The sequence below is a fragment of the Bacillus sp. Root131 genome, assembly GCF_001429475.1.
Taxonomy (GTDB): domain Bacteria; phylum Bacillota; class Bacilli; order Bacillales; family Bacillaceae_G; genus Bacillus_A; species Bacillus_A thuringiensis_S.
Genome location: NZ_LMJQ01000034.1, coordinates 168285 through 186263, shown reverse-complemented (window position 1 = coordinate 186263; position 17979 = coordinate 168285). Strand labels below are relative to the sequence as shown.

Here is a 17979-nt window from a genome sequence, read left to right as displayed (position 1 = left end):
ATATCTTTATCATAGTATAAATTGTAAAAAGCTGCAATTTATCAACTTGACAGCAAAAACAGCCTGTGTTATACGCTTACAACCTTGATATGACTGCATTTCCAAACGAAAATTACGTCAAAAACCTTGACCTAATATAAAAAGTTTTTATTTTCTGAATTTATAAGACTATTATTTCAATAAAATAATCTTTTTATCCTTAAGCTTACATATATATAAAGTGAAACTTTAATCCATGAGGATTCCCACATCCATACTGATTGTTAGCCCTCATCAAGCGGGTTTGTAAGGGATAAACAAGATAGGTGGTGAACATATGCCAAAAAAAGTTCTCATTTTTTGTGATCCTGGGATTGATGATACGATGGCTCTCCTCTTAGCTTTCTTTATTGATGAAATAGAAATTATCGGTATTGTTGCTGATTACGGCAATGTCCCGAAAAAAATGGCCGTACAAAATGCTCATTTTTTTAATAACGAAACAAAGAATAGAAATATCAAGATATTCGGTGGTTCAGAACGTCCTCTTACTGGTGCCCCACCTGCGTTTTTTACGGATGTACATGGGAAACAGGGGCTCGGGCCAATTATTCCAAAGGTAAATGTGACTAACGGAGAAATGGAGAATTTTTTTGAAGTTATTCCTCTTATTGAGCAGTATAAAGATGAATTAATCATTGTAAGTTTAGGAAGACTTACCTCCCTAGCAATTTTATTCATCGTATGTAAACAGTTAATGAAGCAAGTTAAATCTTACTACGTAATGGGCGGTGCCTTTTTACACCCTGGTAATGTTACCCCTATTTCCGAAGCAAACTTTTATGGCGATCCTACTGCTGCTAATATAGTCCTCCAATCTACAGCTAACATGTACATATACCCATTAAACGTCACCCAATATTCCGTCATTACACCCGAGATGGCGGAGTATATTGAAACAAAAGGAAAAGCCCCACTTGTCAAACCTTTATTCGATCATTATTACTACGGATATTATAAAGACGCCCTACCACATTTAAAGGGTAGCCCCTTCCATGACACAATGCCAATACTCGCTTTACTTGATAACTCTATGTTTACCTATCACAAATCACCTATCGTTGTCATGACAGAATCTTATGCGCAGGGGGCAAGCATTGGAGAATTTCGCTCTTTAGGAGAATCTAAGCCATTTATTGATTGGCCGAGTCATCAAATCGCAATTGATTTTGATTATAACCGCTTCTTCAAACATTTCATGTCACTTATGACGGGCGAACAATTTTAGCATAAAAAAACAGACCGTGATTTCTCACGGTCTGTCGTTATTTTCTACAATTATCGTTTGATGTTATAGAAAGATTTGATACCATCGTAAACAGCGATTTCGCCTAGTTCGTCTTCGATGCGTAATAATTGGTTGTACTTAGCAATACGGTCAGTACGGCTCATAGAACCAGTTTTGATTTGGCCAGCGTTAGTTGCAACTGCGATGTCAGCAATTGTAGCATCTTCAGTTTCACCAGAACGGTGAGATACAACTGCTGTGTAACCAGCACGTTTAGCCATTTCGATAGCTTCGAAAGTCTCAGTTAAAGTACCGATTTGGTTAACTTTAATTAAGATTGAGTTAGAGATACCTTTTTCGATACCTTCAGCAAGTTTTTGAGTGTTAGTTACGAATAAATCGTCACCAACTAATTGTACTTTATCACCGATACGCTCAGTTAATAATTTGTGACCATCCCAGTCGTTTTCGTCTAAACCATCTTCGATAGAGATGATTGGGAAGTCTTTGCAAAGCTCTTCGTAGAAATCAACCATTTCTGCAGAAGTTAAGCCAGTACGGCCTTCGCCTGCAAGGTCATATTTACCAGTTTCTTTGTTGTAGAACTCAGAAGAAGCAACGTCCATTCCTAAGAATACGTTCTCGCCAGCTTTGTAACCAGCTTTTTCGATAGCTTCGATGATTACTTCTAAAGCTTCACGGTTAGAACCAAGGTTTGGAGCGAATCCACCTTCGTCACCTACTGCAGTGTTAAGACCTTTGTCATGTAATACAGCTTTAAGTGCATGGAATACTTCAGCACCCATACGGATTGATTCTTTGAATGTTGGAGCACCAACTGGTAAGATCATGAACTCTTGGAAGTCAACGTTGTTATCAGCGTGAGAACCACCGTTGATGATGTTCATCATTGGAGTTGGTAATTGTTTTGCATTGAATCCACCAAGGTAACGGTATAATGGAAGACCTACGAAGTCAGCTGCTGCGTGAGCTACTGCCATAGATACACCAAGGATAGCGTTAGCGCCTAGTTTACCTTTGTTTGGAGTGCCGTCTAATTCGATCATAGCACGGTCGATACCAGCTTGGTCAGTTACATCGAAACCAGCGATTTCTGGAGCGATAATTTCGTTAACGTTGTTTACTGCGTTAACAACACCTTTACCAAGGTAACGAGATTTGTCACCGTCACGTAATTCTACTGCTTCGTGCTCACCAGTAGATGCACCACTTGGTACGATAGCGCGTCCGAAAGCACCGCTTTCTGTGTAAACTTCTACTTCTACAGTTGGGTTACCACGAGAGTCAAGGACTTCGCGAGCATAAACATCAATAATTGTTGACATAATAAATTCTCTCCTTTTTATATAAGCAAATTATTTAATAATTGTTTTACCTGTCATTTCTTTCGGTTGTTCCACATTTAAAAGTGTAAGCATTGTTGGAGCGATATCTCCTAAAATACCACCTTCACGAAGCTCTACATCATTTTTTGTAACGATGAAAGGAACCGGGTTAGTTGTATGAGCTGTCATCGGCTCGCCATCAGCAGTTAACTCCTGATCGGCATTACCATGGTCAGCAGTAATAAGTGCTACACCATCTTTTGCAAGAATCGCTTCTACAACTTTTCCTAAACATTCGTCAGTTGCTTCTACTGCTTTAATTGTTGGTTCCATCATCCCAGAATGGCCAACCATATCACAGTTTGCAAAGTTAAGAATGATAACATCATGTTTATCATTTTCGATTTCATTTACTAAAGCGTCCGTTACTTCGTAAATGCTCATTTCAGGTTTCAAGTCATACGTTGCAACCTTCGGTGAGTTAATTAAGATACGCTCTTCTCCTGGGAATTCAGCCTCACGACCACCGCTAAAGAAGAATGTAACGTGCGGATACTTTTCGGTTTCCGCGATGCGAAGTTGCTTTAATCCCGCTTGCGCAACAACTTCACCTAAAGTGTTATCAAGGTTCATTGGCTTGAATGCCACGTAACCATTCACAGTTTCACTGAAGTGTGTCATACATACGAATTCTGGAATGTGAGGTACTTTTTCACCACGATCGAACTCACGGAAGTCTTCGTTTGTAAATACACGAGCAATTTGAATTGCACGGTCTGGACGGAAGTTATAGAAGATAACTGCATCATCATCATTGATTGTTGCAACTGGCGTGTTATCTTCGTTAACAATTACAGACGGCAATACGAATTCATCATAGATACCGTTCGCATAAGAGTCTTCTACACACTCTTCTGCTGATTTATAAGTAGGGCCTTCACCATTCACCATAGCACTGTAACATTTTTCTACGCGATCCCAACGCTTGTCACGGTCCATGGAGTAATAACGACCAGAGATAGTCGCGAATTGTCCTACTCCTGTTTCTTTAATTACTTCATTTGCTGCATCGATATAACCTTTTGCTGTTTGTGGTCCAACATCGCGGCCGTCTAAGAACGCATGGATGTAAACTTTCTCCACACCTTCTTTTGCTGCTAAGCGAAGAAGAGCAAACATATGGTTCATGTGACTGTGCACACCACCATCAGAAAGTAAACCGAATAAATGAAGAGCAGTACCTTTTTCTTTTACGCTTTTAATTGCATTTTGGAATGTTTCGTTCTGATCGAACTCACCTTCACGAATTGCAACGTTTACGCGTGTTAAGCTTTGATATACTATGCGGCCAGCACCAATATTTAAGTGACCAACCTCAGAGTTACCCATTTGACCTTCTGGAAGACCTACTTCCTCACCACAAGCTGTAAGCGTTGTATGAGGGAATTTGTTCCAGTAACCATCAAAATTAGGTTTCTTAGCTTGTGCTACAGCATTCCCGTGAGTTTCTTCACGAAGTCCGAAACCGTCAAGGATGATTAAAGCTGTTGGCTTTCTCATTTTACCGCCCCCAGAAGACCTAAGAACGAAGCAGGCTCTAAGCTAGCACCGCCAACTAAAGCGCCGTCGATGTCAGATTGTGCCATATACTCTTTAATGTTTTCTGGTTTTACGCTACCGCCGTATTGAATACGAACAGCTTCTGCAGCTTCTGGAGAAACAGCTTCTGCAACAACTTTACGGATGTGCGCACATACTTCATTTGCATCTGCAGAAGAAGAAGATTTACCTGTACCGATAGCCCAGATAGGCTCATAAGCGATAACAGTTGCTTTAACTTGCTCTTCTGTTAAACCTGCAAGTGCTTTTGTCACTTGACCTGCTACTAGATCAAATGTTTTTCCGCTTTCGCGCTCTTCTAAAGTCTCACCACAACATACGATTGGTGTTAAACCATGTTCAAATGCTGCTAGAGTCTTTTTGTTTACTGATTCGTCTGTTTCAGCAAACATTTCACGACGCTCAGAGTGGCCAAGTACTACGTAGCCTACTTTTAAGTCGCTAAGTGCTACTGGGCTAATTTCGCCAGTGAATGCACCATTTTTTTCGAAGTGCATGTTTTGTGCACCTACTTGTAAATCAGTTCCTTCAGTTGCTGCTACAAGGCGCTCTAAGAATAGAGCTGGAGAGCAAACTACTGCATCAACAGCTGAAGCTGCTGGGATTTGACCTTTAACTTCCTCTACGAAGCTAACTGCTTCAGATAGAGTTTTATTCATTTTCCAGTTACCTGCGATAATTGGTTTACGCATGCTTTGCACCGTCCTTTTTCTTTGGCTGCTACTTATTTGTCGTTAAGACAAACTACACCTGGAAGCTCTTTACCTTCCATGAATTCTAATGACGCACCGCCGCCAGTAGAAATGTGGCTCATTTTATCAGCCATACCGAATTTTTCAACAGCTGCTGCAGAGTCACCACCGCCGATAACAGAGTATGTATCTTCTGCATCTGCTAATGCTTGTCCTACTGCTTTTGTACCTTCTGCGAATGGAGTCATTTCGAATACACCCATTGGTCCATTCCATACAACAAGCTTAGAGTTTTTAATTACATCTGCATAAATTTCACGTGTTTTAGGACCGATGTCTACGCCTTCCCAGTTAGAAGGGATAGAGTCGATACCAACGATTTGAGTTGTTGCAGTTTCAGAGAATTCCTCAGTGATTACAACATCAACTGGCATGTAGAAGTTTACGCCTTTTTCTTTTGCAAGTTGCATAAATTCTTTAGCTAGTTCAATCTTGTCGTCTTCACATAGAGATAGACCAATTTCATGACCTAAAGCTTTAACGAACGTGTAAGCAAGTCCGCCACCGATGATTAAGTTATCTACTTTGTCTAATAGATGACGAATTACACCGATTTTATCTTTTACTTTCGCACCACCAATAATAGCTGTAAATGGACGTTCTGGGTTAGAAAGTGCTTTACCTAATACATCTAACTCTTTTTCCATTAATAGACCAGATACTGCTGGTAGGTAGTCTGCGATACCTGCTGTAGAAGCGTGAGCACGGTGAGCTGCACCGAATGCATCGTTTACGAAGATGTCAGCAAGTGCTGCAAATTCTTTCGCAAGTTCTGCATCGTTCTTTTCTTCGCCCGCATAGAAACGTACGTTTTCAAGAACTAATACGTCGCCTTCGTTCATTGCTGCAACCATTTCTTGTGCAACTGGTCCGAATGCTTCGTCTGCTTTTTTAACATCTTTACCAAGAAGCTCGCCTAAACGTGCTGCTACTGGAGTAAGACGTAATTCTTCTACCGCTTGACCTTTTGGACGGCCTAAGTGGCTTGCTAAAATAACTTTCGCACCTTGCTCTACTAAATATTGAATTGTAGGAAGAGCTGCACGGATACGAGTTTCATCTGTAATTTTGCCTTCTTTCATAGGTACGTTGAAATCAACGCGGCAAAATACACGCTTACCTTTTAAATCTACGTCACGAATTGATTTTTTGTTCATTGGATTTCCCTCCGACTACTAGTTAGGATTGACAAAACCCATTCAAAAGCTTAACACATTTGCTTTTAAAACGAAAGAAGAGAGAGAGGGAACAAACCCTCTCCCTCGTTTTGTCATTGATTGCTTATATAATTAAGAATTAAAGACCTTTAGAAGTCATGTAAGCTGCTAAGTCTACTACGCGGTTAGAGTAACCAGTTTCGTTATCGTACCAAGAAAGTACTTTAACCATGTTACCTTCCATTACCATTGTAGATAATGCATCGATTGTAGAAGAAGCTGTACATCCGTTATAGTCGATAGATACTAATGGCTCTTCGCTGTATCCAAGGATACCTTTTAATTCGCCTTCAGCTGCTGCTTTAAATGCTGCGTTTACATCTTCAACTGTTACTTCTTTGTCAAGTTCAACAACTAAGTCAACAAGAGAAACGTTAGCAGTTGGAACACGTACAGCGCCACCGTTTAATTTACCTTTAAGTTCTGGTAATACTAATGCTACAGCTTTAGCTGCACCAGTAGATGTTGGGATCATGTTTTCAGCTGCTGCACGAGCACGACGTAAATCTTTGTGTGGTAAATCTAAGATTTGTTGGTCGTTAGTGTAAGAGTGAATTGTTGTCATCATTCCGCGTTTTACGCCGAATTTTTCGTTTAATACTTTAGCGAATGGAGCTAGACAGTTTGTAGTACAAGAAGCGTTAGATACTACGTTGTGGTTAGCTGCATCGTATTGTTCGTGGTTAACACCCATAACTACAGTGATATCTTCGTCAGAAGCTGGAGCTGAGATGATAACTTTCTTAACTGATCCACCTAAGTGTTTTTCAGCGTCTGATTTTTTAGTGAAACGGCCAGTAGATTCTACTACTACTTCTACTCCGTAGTCGCTCCATGGTAATTGAGCTGGGTCACGCTCAGCGATAACTTTAATTTCTTTACCGTTAACAACGATGCTGTTTTCGTTAGCAGATACTTCTGCATTTAAAGTTCCGTGAACTGTGTCATATTTTAAAAGGTGAGCTAATGTTTTAGCATCTGTTAAGTCGTTGATTGCTACTACTTCTACCTCAGAGTTGTTAAGAGCTGCGCGGAATACGTTACGTCCGATACGTCCAAATCCATTAATACCAATTTTAGTCATTTGAATTTCCTCCTTGGGGGATTATATTAAAGGGTAAAACCCTTTGTTAACTGTTTTGCTGCACCTTCATCTGTAATTAGAATTGAAGTGTGCCCTTGTTTAATTACAGCCTGTATTGCTTTTGCCTTTGAAGAACCTCCAGCGACTGCAACAACGTGAGATACATTTTGTAAATCCTCTAATTGCATACCAACTGTTCTTACTTTATGAACAACATTTCCTTCTTCATTAAAGTAGTAACCGAAAGCTTCACCAACTGCTTCGCTTGCTTGAATCTTTAACCAATCTGCTTCCGAAGTACTTCTGCGACGTGCCATTGTTAACGCATCACCTATTCCATGAATGACGATATTGGAAGATCGAATCAACTCAAGAACTTCTTTCACGGAAGGCTCTGTCACAATAGACGCATATGCTTCGCTACTAACATGGTCTGGAACATACAATAAGCGATAATTACTCATCGTATTTTGCGCCATCTTGGCACAAATGGTATTGGCTTCTAATTCAACACCTTCTCCGATTCCACCACGTGCTGGGACAAATAGCATATGTAAATCTTTACAATCAAGTTGCATCATGTCCGCAGCAGCAGCTAGCGTAGTTCCTCCAGCCACAGCAACGATATTATTCGCTGTCAGACGGTCTTTTATACAAGTCACACAAGCACGGCCCATCTCCAGTTTGACCCAAGGTGATTCATCACTATCACCAGGGACAACGAAAACTTCATCCAAGTCTAATGTTTCCTTAAGTTGCTTTTCTAAAACCTTTAACCCGGAAATTTCTTTCATAAAGTCTTCCAAAGCAAGAACTAAAGCTGTTCCTTCTTCTGTCAAAGTCATTCCAGAAGAAGCGACGTGAACTAAGTTTTGTTCTTTCAAAACTTGAACTTCACTTCGCAATACTCGTTCTGTCATACCGAGGCTTGCTGATAAGTTTCTTCTTCCAATCGGCTGCATGAGCCTAATGTATTGAAGAATTTGCATTCTCGTTTGCATAACAGGTAGCAGATCAGGTAATAATTTTTTTGTGTTCTGAATCCATGAGCGCATATCTTTTCTCCTCACTACATTGGTTCATTTTTCCTCGGTGGTCACTTTACGTCCCGTAGTGACATTTTGTGTCCCACATAGGTTAAAAAAATAATCCCTGCTACGTGTATTATTGTAACAGGAGATAGAAACTTATTCAACTCTTAACTGCATTCTTTATATAGTTTATTATGACACCTTTGTGAATGTTACCATATTCTACTTGTTTTCCGTCTATTTCTACAACCGGAATCATTAAATGATATTTTTCTAAAAGGTCATTATCTTCATATATATCTATTTCCTCGATTTGAAAAGAATATTCACATTGTACTTCCTGCAAAACTTGTTTCGCCTGCACGCAAAGACCACAATTCTTTTTTGTATACAGCACAACTTTCATCTTCTTCACCTATCCGATTGTTTTTCGCAATGACGAAGCTGGGATATGCATTTGTTCTCTATACTTCGCCACCGTTCTTCGAGAAATAACAATTTCATGCTCTTCTTCTAATAATTTTGAAATCTTTTGATCTGAGAGTGGCTTTTTCTTATTCTCTGCTTCCACAAGCGTTTGAATAAACTGTTTCACTCGCTTCGTTGAAACTGCCTCATCCTCTGTCGTCGAAACTGCATTACTAAAGAACGATTTCATCTCAAATAAACCGTGTGGCGTTTGCACATACTTATTTCTTGTTGCACGACTAATCGTAGACTCATGCACACTTAGCTCTTCCGCCACCTCTTTTAAAGCGAGCGGCTTCAAATACGCTGGACCTTCCCAAAAGAAATCACGTTGTTTTTCCATAATAATCGTCATCACTTGCAGAAGTGTTTGTTTTCTCTGTTTCAAACTGCGCATAATCCATTGCACATGCTGATACTTTTCTGAAACGTAAGATGCTACTTCACTTTCACTATTATTAAGAAGCGCACTGTACTCAGAGTGAATTTCAATTCTCGGCATATTTCTCTCATTCATCTGTAAAACGAGGCGATCGCCTTCTTTTTTCACTGCCATGTCAGGCACAATATACAGTGGTTTATCCGAAGAATACGCAAGGCCCGGTTTCGGCTGCAATGATGTAATACAGTTCACCGCCGATTGTAATTCTTCATTACTACACTTCAGCACATGAACGAGCTTTCGCCAATCCTTCTTCACGAAATAAGCAAAGTGCTCCTCTACAATATCTTCCGCTAATCCATCCCTTCTTTGTAAGCGCTTCAATTGTAAGGTTAAACATTCCTGAATATTACGCGCCCCTACCCCTGCTGGCTCCAGTGATTGGACAAGCTCTACAGAGCGGTCAACTACATGAATATGCGCAGAAAGGAGCTCTGCTAACTCTTCATTCGTTTCTTGTAAATACCCGTTTCCATCCATGTTCATAATAATGAAAGAAGCCACTTTCCGCTCTTCTTCATCTATTTTATAATACTGTATTTGATTTAATAAATGTTGCTGAATCGTTGTAGAATCCACACTGTAGATTTCCATCTGATTCTCGACTTGTTTGCTGGTACTTTTACTGTTGTTAGAGCTCTTTTTCTTCTCCCTCTCAAAACCACCTAACTCAATAAGGGGATTCTCTAACGATTGCTCATACAAAAACTCCGATAATTCTTGTACATTATACTGAAGCATTGTAATCGCTTGCCTTAACTCTTGTGTCATTGCCAAACGTAAGCTTTGTTCTTGTAAAAGACTTGCCTTCAAACTAATCTCCCCCTTGTTTCTATTGTACAATAAGTTTGGTAAAAGGAGAATCCTCACGCAGACGCCCATTCCAAAATATTATTAATTTATATGTATTAATGATATTTACAACTTACAACCGAAATTTGAATAATATTGAAAGAAAATAATAAGTTATAAAAATTATTATCAAGTACTAATAGTAAATCTTATTATCAGATATAACAAGAGGGAAATAAAAAAAGTCCTAACCTACAAAACGTAAGTTAGGACTTTTTGACGCGCCCAGAGGGATTCGAACCCCCGACAGACGTGGTACCGGAAACCACCGCTCTATCCGACTGAGCTATGGGCGCATGATTATAGAAAACACTTCATTTTCTTCTCATAATAATAGCAATAAAATCCATCTAAATCAATAAAAATATCCCCGTAATACCTTATACATCTTAGCTAAAAGCATATAAAATCTATTCAACCCCTAAATTTTCCAATCATAAATTCATCCCAACTCACAAATTATAACCTATGAATTGATATTCCAAAGGGGGCTTCATTCAATGACTGTAATTACGAAACTAAAGCAAACTGTTTCTGGATTAAAAAGTGCACAAGCTAGCTTAGAGGGATTCGCTCTTGATACGGATAACCAACAAGCTAAGCAACTTTTTCAAACAGCTGCGCAGCAAACACAAACGATTATCGATTCTTTAAACCCACGTGTTGAAGAAGTCCAACAGGAAGAACCACAATACTCACAGCAATAACGAACCAATCTTGCTGTGAAATAGAAAAAGGATGATATGCAGTCATCCTTTTTCTATCACATTACATATTGCAATAGAAATGGAATGATAATTATGCGAAAACTCGGCCTCATAACCGCATTATTTGCACTTCTATTTAGCTCTTTTACCGGATGTGATAATAGTCCTTTAGATAAAAAAGTGAAAGAAGAAGCAAAACAAACGGAGAAAGAAAAAGGTCCAAAGTTAACAAAGACGAGTACGGAATCCTTTAATCAATCTATATCACAAGGAGCGAAGAAAAGAGCTCTCGCTATGGATGAAATTATAAAAAGCACAGCAGTGAATTCAAATTTAGATCTCTACATAGCAGTTACACCTGAGCATCACGAAAGGTTTGGATTAAAACCGCTTCGTAAAAAGCTTCAAAAGCAGCTAAGTGATGAGCACCCTACTTTCGATGTTCGTGTAAGTACAGATAAAAAAATCTTTATGTTACTCGAAAAGCTCGAAAGAAAGATTAAGGAAAAAAAAGTATCTAAAGATGAGATTAATAAGCAATTAAAACTCATTGGTAAAAAAATGGAGTCTAACACTTAACGCTTTTTAAAAGAAAAGGAAGGATTGCAATGTCTAGTAAAGATAAAAACTTAACCCCTGTACAACAGGAGTATAAAAAATTCGAACAAGAACGCGAACCGAAACGACCTGTCTTAAAAAATTGTATAAAAGCCTTTTTCGTTGGTGGTTTTATTTGCTTCATCGGACAACTCATTTCTACTTTTTACATCACATATTTTGATTTCACTGAACGTTCGGCAGGAAATCCAACCGTCGCAACTCTTATTTTCATTTCTATGTTACTAACTGGATTTGGTATATACGATCGTTTTGGACAGTTTGCTGGTGCTGGTACAGCTGTACCTGTTACTGGATTTGGTAACTCTGTTATTGCCGCATGTATTGAGCATCGAACGGAAGGATTTGTCCTTGGCGTTGGCGGCAATATGTTTAAACTAGCGGGTTCTGTTATTTTATTTGGTGTATTTTCGGCTTTTGTCATCGCACTTATTAAAACGATTCTCGTTCAATGGGGAGGGCTATAAATGTTACAAGGACACCGAACGTGGGTATTTGAAAACAAACCAGTCATTATCTCAACAGGGGTTGTCGGTGGACCATTTGAAGCAAAGGGAAACATCCCAGAAGACTTCGATATCCTTCATGAAGATTTATGGCTCGGGCAAGATTCCTATGAAAAAGCACATAAAATTTTATTCGAAGAAGCTTGTAGTCGCGCTACTGAAAAAGCAGAACTTCGTAAAGATGATATTCAATTTGTACTCGCAGGAGATTTAATTAATCAAATTACCCCTACAAGCTTTGCTTGCCGCACATTGGGCACTCCTTATCTCGGATTATTCGGAGCTTGTTCTACTTCTATGGAAGGTTTAGCACTTGGGGCAAGTATCGTAAATGCAAAAGGTGCAAAATATTTATTAACTGGAGCTTCAAGCCATAATACTGCTGTAGAAAAACAATTCCGCTACCCTACCGAATACGGTGGACAAAAGCCGCCTACTGCACAGTGGACAGTAACCGGAGCAGGAGCCGCTATTTTAAGCGATACTGGACACGGTCCAAGGGTAACCTCTGCAACAATCGGACGAGTGGTTGATATGGGATTAACGGATCCGTTTAATATGGGAGGCGCAATGGCTCCAGCTGCAGTTGATACAATTGAAGCCCATTTACGTGAACGCCAAATTGATGCCTCTTACTACGATTTAATCGTAACAGGCGATCTCGGACATGTAGGACGCGAAATTGCTTATGACTTACTACATAAACACGGAACGAAAGTAACGAGCGAACAATTTCAAGATTGCGGAATTATCATTTATAGAGAAGGACAACCTGTCATAGCTGGTGCTAGCGGGCCTGGATGTTCCGCAACAGTCGTGTACGGTCATTTATTAAACCGAATGAAAAGAGGAGAGTTCAAAAAAATACTTGTCGTTGCGACAGGCGCTTTACTATCTCCACTTACATTCCAACAAGAAGAAACGATTCCGTGTATCGCTCATGCCGTTTCGATTGAATTTGGAGGTGCAACGCAATGATTTTTTTCTGGGCTTTCGTCATTGGCGGACTCATATGTGTAATCGGCCAACTTATGTTTGATGTCGGCAAACTAACACCCGCTCATACAATGGCAACACTCGTTGTTGCTGGAGCTATATTAGATGGATTTAATTTGTATGAGCCATTAATTGATTTCGCTGGAGCCGGGGCAACTGTACCTATTACAAGCTTTGGTAATGCCCTCGTTCATGGCGCAATGGAAGAAGCTGCAAAACATGGCATCGTTGGCGTTATTACCGGCATGTTTAAAGTAACGAGCGCCGGTGTATCAGCAGCTATTATTTTCGGCTTCATTGGAGCATTGTTATTTAAACCGAAAGGATAAGAGGTGTTTATATGACTGTTATCGCTAGCGTAAAAACTTGCCTTGCTAGTGTAAGAGGCGCTCAAGCAAGCTTAAGTTCCCTTTCACTAAATTCTACAGACGATGAAGCTAAACGCGTATTTCATGAATGTATGTTAGAAATGGACAGTGTCATCGCTGATTTACAGGATAGAGTTTCAGTATTAGAACGTGAAGAACCTCAATATAAAGGGTTTTAAGTAGACTGGAGGAAATGACTATGTCTCACCTACCGGAATGGACACTTGTCATCCTTCGCTCTGTATTCATATTAATTATTTTATTCACTATTACAAAGTGCTTAGGAAAAAGGCAAATCTCTCAGCTTTCCTTTTTTGAATACATAGCGGGAATGACAATCGGTGATATCGCTGCTCAAATAGCTACAGGGCTTGATCAAAAGTTTTTCCACGGTGTCTTTGCAATACTTATTTTCGCCTCCGTACCTTTTTTCGTCGGAATTCTTTCCTTGAAAAACAAAACTGCTAGAGATTTCTTTGAAGGAAAATCTACAGTGTTAATAAAAGATGGAAAAGTACTTGAGGATAATTTAAAGAAAGAAAAATATACAAGTGATGAGTTACTTGAGCTTCTTAGAGGAAATGGTGCATTCAGTATAGCTGAAGTCGAATTTGCTGTCTTAGAACCGAGCGGAGAATTAAATGTATTATTAAAGAAAGATTCTCAGCCACTTACTGCAAAAGATCTCGGTTTAAAAGTGCCAAATGAAAAAGAACCACAAACTGTTATTATGGATGGAAATGTACTAGATGAACCACTTTCAGCAAGCGGGCATAACCGCGCTTGGCTACACTCTGAACTAGAAAAGCTCGGTGTTGTTATCGAAAATGTTTTTCTCGGTCAAGTAGATTCATACGGACAACTTACTATCGACATTTACAATGACAAACTACAAATGCCTTCTCCTCAAAATAAGCCTTTATTATTAGCATCTTTAAAAAAATGTCATGCTGATCTTGAACTATTTTCTCTAGAAACAAAGTCGAAATCAGCAAGCGAAATGTATAGTAAAAACGCGAAACAAATCGAAAAGATTTTAAATAGAGTTACCTATCTTTTAAAAGACTAATTATCGAAAGAACGCTTCAGTTAACAAGCGTTCTTTTCCTTTTTCTCCAGTTTTCATAACGTTTAAATTTATGTAATGCGGTTATGATGTTGAAGATACATAAGCAGGGAATTTCGAAAACATAGCGAATATTTCATGGTACAACTACATATTTTTTTGATTTAAAGTGGTTTCGTTTGACCTTTATTGACCATAATTGTATTATAAGACTAAGAAAGCTTTAGAAGGAGGAAATAACAGATGAATTTAATTCCTACAGTAATTGAACAAACAAATCGTGGAGAACGCGCTTACGATATTTACTCTCGACTATTAAAAGACCGCATCATTATGCTTGGTAGTGCAATTGATGACAACGTAGCTAACTCAATCGTTTCCCAGCTTTTATTCTTGGAATCTCAAGATCCAGAAAAAGATATTCACATCTACATCAACAGCCCTGGTGGTTCTATCACAGCAGGTATGGCAATCTATGATACAATGCAGTTTATTAAACCACAAGTATCAACAATCTGTATCGGTATGGCAGCATCTATGGGTGCATTCTTACTTGCAGCAGGTGAAAAAGGAAAACGTTATGCACTTCCAAACAGTGAAGTAATGATTCACCAACCACTTGGTGGAGCACAAGGTCAAGCGACTGAAATCGAAATCGCTGCAAAACGTATCCTATTCTTACGTGAAAAACTAAACCAAATTCTTGCTGACCGCACTGGTCAACCACTTGAAGTACTACAACGCGACACAGACCGCGACAACTTCATGACAGCAGAAAAAGCTTTAGAATACGGTTTAATCGATAAGATCTTTACAAATCGTTAATAACTAAAAGCGGAAGCGGCTCGTTCAGAATCGCAGGGCGATGGAGCACCTGATTCCGAGGCGCTTTTTGCCTCGAATGAAGGGGCGATTTTTGCCTCGAATGAAGGGCGAAACGACCGGAGATTCTAGCCGCTGGAGCTGGATATACTAAAAGCGGAAGCGGCTCGTTCAGAATGGGAGGAGGATGGAGCTTCTGACAAAGAGGTGCTTTTTACCTCGGCGGAAGAAGCGAAGCCACCGACCATTCTAGCCGCTGGAGCTGGATACAACTAAAAGCGGAAGCGCCCTATAATTGGGCGCTTTTTTATTATCATATACCTCCGTCTGTATACCCTATCCAGTATCCCTCTAAATATATCAACGATTTTTCAATTATATCGAACAAAACTCAAATTATATCAACGATTTTTTTAATATATCAACGGTTCGACACAACATATCGATTTACCGACAATCTCCGACAAGGACAAACCAACTACATACCCCCTCCCCGCTAATCCGCACAAACAACAAAACAAAAAACTATCGCATATACGCGATAGCTTCTTATTGTACATATGCAGCTAATGCTTCTAAAGCCTCTTCTGCATCTGAACCTTCTGTTGTAATTGTTATCATGCTACCAGTTCCAATTGCTAAGCTCATAATCCCCATTATGCTCTTTGCATTTACTGTCTTTCCGTCTTTCTCGATGAAGATATCTGCATGAAAGCGATTTGCCTCTTGTACAAACAACGCAGCCGGACGTGCTTGTAAACCGTTTTTTAATGAAACCTGAACTCGTTTTTGAACCACAGCTCCATTTCCCCTTTAACCTCTTATTTTTTTGCTACCGTTTCCCCCGCGCGTAATTTCTCTGCAATTTCATCGATTTTACGCAAACGATGATTAATACCCGATTTACTAATTTTCCCCCCGGATACCATCTCACCTAACTCTTTCAATGTTACATCTTGATAATCTCTTCGTAGCTGCGCAATTTCTCGTAGTTTATCTGGCAATATATCAAGACCAACCGTCTCATCAATATAGCGGATATTTTCAATTTGCCTTAGCGCTGCACCAATTGTTTTATTTAAATTAGCTGTTTCGCAGTTCACTAAACGATTTACGGAATTACGCATATCACGTACGATTCTAATATCTTCAAATCTTAAAAGCGCATTATGAGCACCAATAATATTTAAAAATTCCGTAATTTTCTCCGCTTCTTTCAAATACGTAATGTACCCTTTTCTTCTTTCCAGCGTCTTACTATTTAAATCAAATCCGTTCATCAGTTCACATATAGCATCATTATGTTCCTTATATAACGAAAAGATCTCTAAATGATAAGATGATGTTTCTGGGTTATTTACTGAACCACCTGCTAAAAATGCACCGCGTAAATACGATCGTTTACAACACTTCTTCTCAATCAATTCTTGTGATATATTTCGAATAAATGAAAAGTCATCTCGCACGATATGAAGATCGGCTAATATTTCGCGAGACTTCTCAACAAGCCTTACGATATATACATTATTTTTCTTCAATCGCATTTTTTTACGAACAAGCAATTCTACCGTTACGTCATATCCCTTTTTCAAAAGCGTATAAATTCTTCTTGCAATTGCCGCATTTTCTGTTTGAATATCAATAGATAGACGACGGTTTGAAAAAGAAAGCGATCCATTCATTCGAAGTAACGCTGATAATTCAGCTTTTTCACAGCATTCCTTCATTTCAAGGTTCGTCAGCTCTTTCTTTGTTTCTGATGCAAATGACACAGTCAACACCTCCTTATACGATTATTATGGAACAAAATTCTTGTCCTATATGAATGAGGAGCGCTACCTCAAACGAGGCAACGCATATTTATAACAATGAATATAAAATCGAAGCTAACTTTAACGTATCATGCCTTACAACACGATCATCATACTTCGCTAATCCACCTTGAATGACATCAATATTATTTTCAGCAAAACGTTCTTCATCCACTACAACTGGTGTAGACATTTCTTCCTCATATAACTTACGTAATTCACAAGGAATATCACGGTTATTTACAATTGCAGTATTAATAAATGGTTGCCCTAAATGATCGTGTAAAGCCTGCACATGATCAAAAGCAGTATATCCCATCGTTTCACCCGCTTGTGTCATAACGTTACATACATACACCTTCTTCGCCTTTGCAGCAAGAACAGCATCCCCAATTTTATTAACAACTAAGTTGGGTAATATACTTGTATACAAACTTCCTGGACCGAAAACGAGTAAATCAGCTCGTTTAATCTCAGCCAAGGTTTCATGCAATGGCTCTACATCTTCTGGAGTTAAAAAGACACGATTAATCTTCTTTCCGTAATAAGGAATCTTTGATTCGCCTGTTACAATTTCTCCATCTTCAAGTTCCGCATGAAGTACCGCACTTTGATTCGCTGCTGGTAATACACGTCCTCTGACATTTAATACTTTACTTGTTTCCGTAATTGCATGGAAAAAGTCTCCTGTAATTGAGGTCATACCTGCCAACAATAGATTTCCTAACGCATGACCTTTCAGTCCGTCCCCTGTTGTGAAACGGTGCTGAAATAAAGCTTCCACCAGTGGCTCTACATCCGATAACGCAACAAGTACGTTACGGATGTCACCTGGAGGTGGAATTTCTAGCTCATCACGTAATCTACCTGAACTGCCACCATCATCAGCGATTGTAACAACTGCTGTAATATCAACAGGATATTGCTTTAATCCTCTTAATAAAACAGAGAGTCCAGTTCCGCCTCCCATGATAACAATTTTAGGCTTTCTCTCTTTTTTCATCCC

20 protein-coding genes and 1 tRNA gene are annotated in these 17979 nt (G+C 39.2%); 9 read left to right on the top strand and 12 right to left on the bottom strand.

The features are described 5' to 3' along the window. Window positions 1-316 precede the first annotated feature (316 nt). Window positions 317-1267, top strand: a complete 951-nt coding sequence (locus ASE54_RS27855) for a nucleoside hydrolase (RefSeq protein WP_001125040.1) — start codon at window positions 317-319, stop codon at window positions 1265-1267. Window positions 1268-1317: 50 nt separating this feature from the next. On the opposite strand, the gene eno is transcribed toward ASE54_RS27855, so the two are convergent. The 9 genes from eno to ASE54_RS27810 all read right to left on the bottom strand — a co-directional run bounded on the left by eno (window position 1318) and on the right by ASE54_RS27810 (window position 10375). Then, window positions 1318-2613 carry a phosphopyruvate hydratase gene (eno, locus tag ASE54_RS27850; protein WP_000103951.1) on the bottom strand — a complete coding sequence of 432 codons (1296 nt, stop codon included), beginning with the start codon at window positions 2611-2613 and terminating at the stop codon, window positions 1318-1320. A gap of 30 nt (window positions 2614-2643) precedes the next feature. Then, window positions 2644-4173, bottom strand: a complete 1530-nt coding sequence (gpmI, locus tag ASE54_RS27845; protein WP_001231141.1) for a 2,3-bisphosphoglycerate-independent phosphoglycerate mutase — start codon at window positions 4171-4173, stop codon at window positions 2644-2646. Further along, window positions 4170-4925: a triose-phosphate isomerase gene (gene tpiA, locus ASE54_RS27840; protein WP_001231042.1), complete on the bottom strand. Its 756-nt coding sequence runs from the start codon at window positions 4923-4925 to the stop codon at window positions 4170-4172. Before tpiA ends, gpmI begins: the two co-directional genes overlap by 4 nt. A gap of 32 nt (window positions 4926-4957) precedes the next feature. Beyond that, window positions 4958-6142, bottom strand: coding sequence for a phosphoglycerate kinase (locus ASE54_RS27835; protein ID WP_001036332.1), 1185 nt, complete (start codon window positions 6140-6142; stop codon window positions 4958-4960). A gap of 139 nt (window positions 6143-6281) precedes the next feature. After that, window positions 6282-7286: a type I glyceraldehyde-3-phosphate dehydrogenase gene (gene gap, locus ASE54_RS27830; RefSeq protein WP_000161234.1), complete on the bottom strand. Its 1005-nt coding sequence runs from the start codon at window positions 7284-7286 to the stop codon at window positions 6282-6284. A gap of 26 nt (window positions 7287-7312) precedes the next feature. Continuing rightward, the gene (cggR, locus tag ASE54_RS27825; RefSeq protein WP_001258185.1) at window positions 7313-8341 is read right to left on the bottom strand and encodes a gapA transcriptional regulator CggR; all 1029 of its coding nucleotides are present in this window, start codon (window positions 8339-8341) and stop codon (window positions 7313-7315) included. A 136-nt stretch (window positions 8342-8477) separates the two neighbouring features. Next, window positions 8478-8723 carry a glutaredoxin family protein gene (locus ASE54_RS27820; protein WP_000869737.1) on the bottom strand — a complete coding sequence of 82 codons (246 nt, stop codon included), beginning with the start codon at window positions 8721-8723 and terminating at the stop codon, window positions 8478-8480. A gap of 9 nt (window positions 8724-8732) precedes the next feature. Further along, a complete protein-coding gene (gene rpoN / locus ASE54_RS27815) occupies window positions 8733-10040 on the bottom strand; it encodes an RNA polymerase factor sigma-54 (protein WP_000647951.1) in 1308 nt (435 codons plus the stop codon). Window positions 10041-10299: 259 nt separating this feature from the next. Then, window positions 10300-10375, bottom strand: a tRNA-Arg gene (locus tag ASE54_RS27810). Window positions 10376-10579: 204 nt separating this feature from the next. Here ASE54_RS27810 and ASE54_RS27805 point away from each other — a divergent pair. From ASE54_RS27805 to clpP, 8 genes are all read left to right on the top strand, one after another. Beyond that, window positions 10580-10786 carry a DUF1657 domain-containing protein gene (locus ASE54_RS27805; RefSeq protein ID WP_000216166.1) on the top strand — a complete coding sequence of 69 codons (207 nt, stop codon included), beginning with the start codon at window positions 10580-10582 and terminating at the stop codon, window positions 10784-10786. A gap of 93 nt (window positions 10787-10879) precedes the next feature. Then, window positions 10880-11365 carry a YhcN/YlaJ family sporulation lipoprotein gene (locus ASE54_RS27800; RefSeq protein ID WP_001228537.1) on the top strand — a complete coding sequence of 162 codons (486 nt, stop codon included), beginning with the start codon at window positions 10880-10882 and terminating at the stop codon, window positions 11363-11365. Between the two features lie 29 nt (window positions 11366-11394). Next, on the top strand, window positions 11395-11871 hold the full coding sequence (spoVAC, locus tag ASE54_RS27795; RefSeq protein ID WP_000095399.1) for a stage V sporulation protein AC: 477 nt from the start codon (window positions 11395-11397) through the stop codon (window positions 11869-11871). Further along, the gene (gene spoVAD, locus ASE54_RS27790) at window positions 11872-12888 is read left to right on the top strand and encodes a stage V sporulation protein AD (protein WP_000938972.1); all 1017 of its coding nucleotides are present in this window, start codon (window positions 11872-11874) and stop codon (window positions 12886-12888) included. Then, window positions 12885-13235, top strand: coding sequence for a stage V sporulation protein AE (gene spoVAE / locus ASE54_RS27785; RefSeq protein ID WP_000575919.1), 351 nt, complete (start codon window positions 12885-12887; stop codon window positions 13233-13235). Before spoVAD ends, spoVAE begins: the two co-directional genes overlap by 4 nt. 11 nt (window positions 13236-13246) lie before the next feature. Further along, on the top strand, window positions 13247-13453 hold the full coding sequence (locus ASE54_RS27780; RefSeq protein ID WP_000215916.1) for a DUF1657 domain-containing protein: 207 nt from the start codon (window positions 13247-13249) through the stop codon (window positions 13451-13453). A 20-nt stretch (window positions 13454-13473) separates the two neighbouring features. Beyond that, window positions 13474-14343 (top strand): DUF421 domain-containing protein, encoded by an 870-nt coding sequence (locus ASE54_RS27775; protein ID WP_000018932.1) that lies wholly within the window; start codon window positions 13474-13476, stop codon window positions 14341-14343. A 240-nt stretch (window positions 14344-14583) separates the two neighbouring features. Next, window positions 14584-15165: an ATP-dependent Clp endopeptidase proteolytic subunit ClpP gene (gene clpP, locus ASE54_RS27770; protein WP_001049162.1), complete on the top strand. Its 582-nt coding sequence runs from the start codon at window positions 14584-14586 to the stop codon at window positions 15163-15165. Window positions 15166-15711: 546 nt separating this feature from the next. Here clpP and ASE54_RS27765 read toward each other — a convergent pair. From ASE54_RS27765 to ASE54_RS27755, 3 genes are all read right to left on the bottom strand, one after another. After that, a complete protein-coding gene (locus tag ASE54_RS27765) occupies window positions 15712-15960 on the bottom strand; it encodes an HPr family phosphocarrier protein (protein ID WP_000250307.1) in 249 nt (82 codons plus the stop codon). Window positions 15961-15983: 23 nt separating this feature from the next. Then, a complete protein-coding gene (whiA, locus tag ASE54_RS27760) occupies window positions 15984-16934 on the bottom strand; it encodes a DNA-binding protein WhiA (RefSeq protein WP_000006563.1) in 951 nt (316 codons plus the stop codon). An 88-nt stretch (window positions 16935-17022) separates the two neighbouring features. Further along, the gene (locus tag ASE54_RS27755; protein WP_000712185.1) at window positions 17023-17976 is read right to left on the bottom strand and encodes a YvcK family protein; all 954 of its coding nucleotides are present in this window, start codon (window positions 17974-17976) and stop codon (window positions 17023-17025) included. Window positions 17977-17979: the final 3 nt, after the last annotated feature.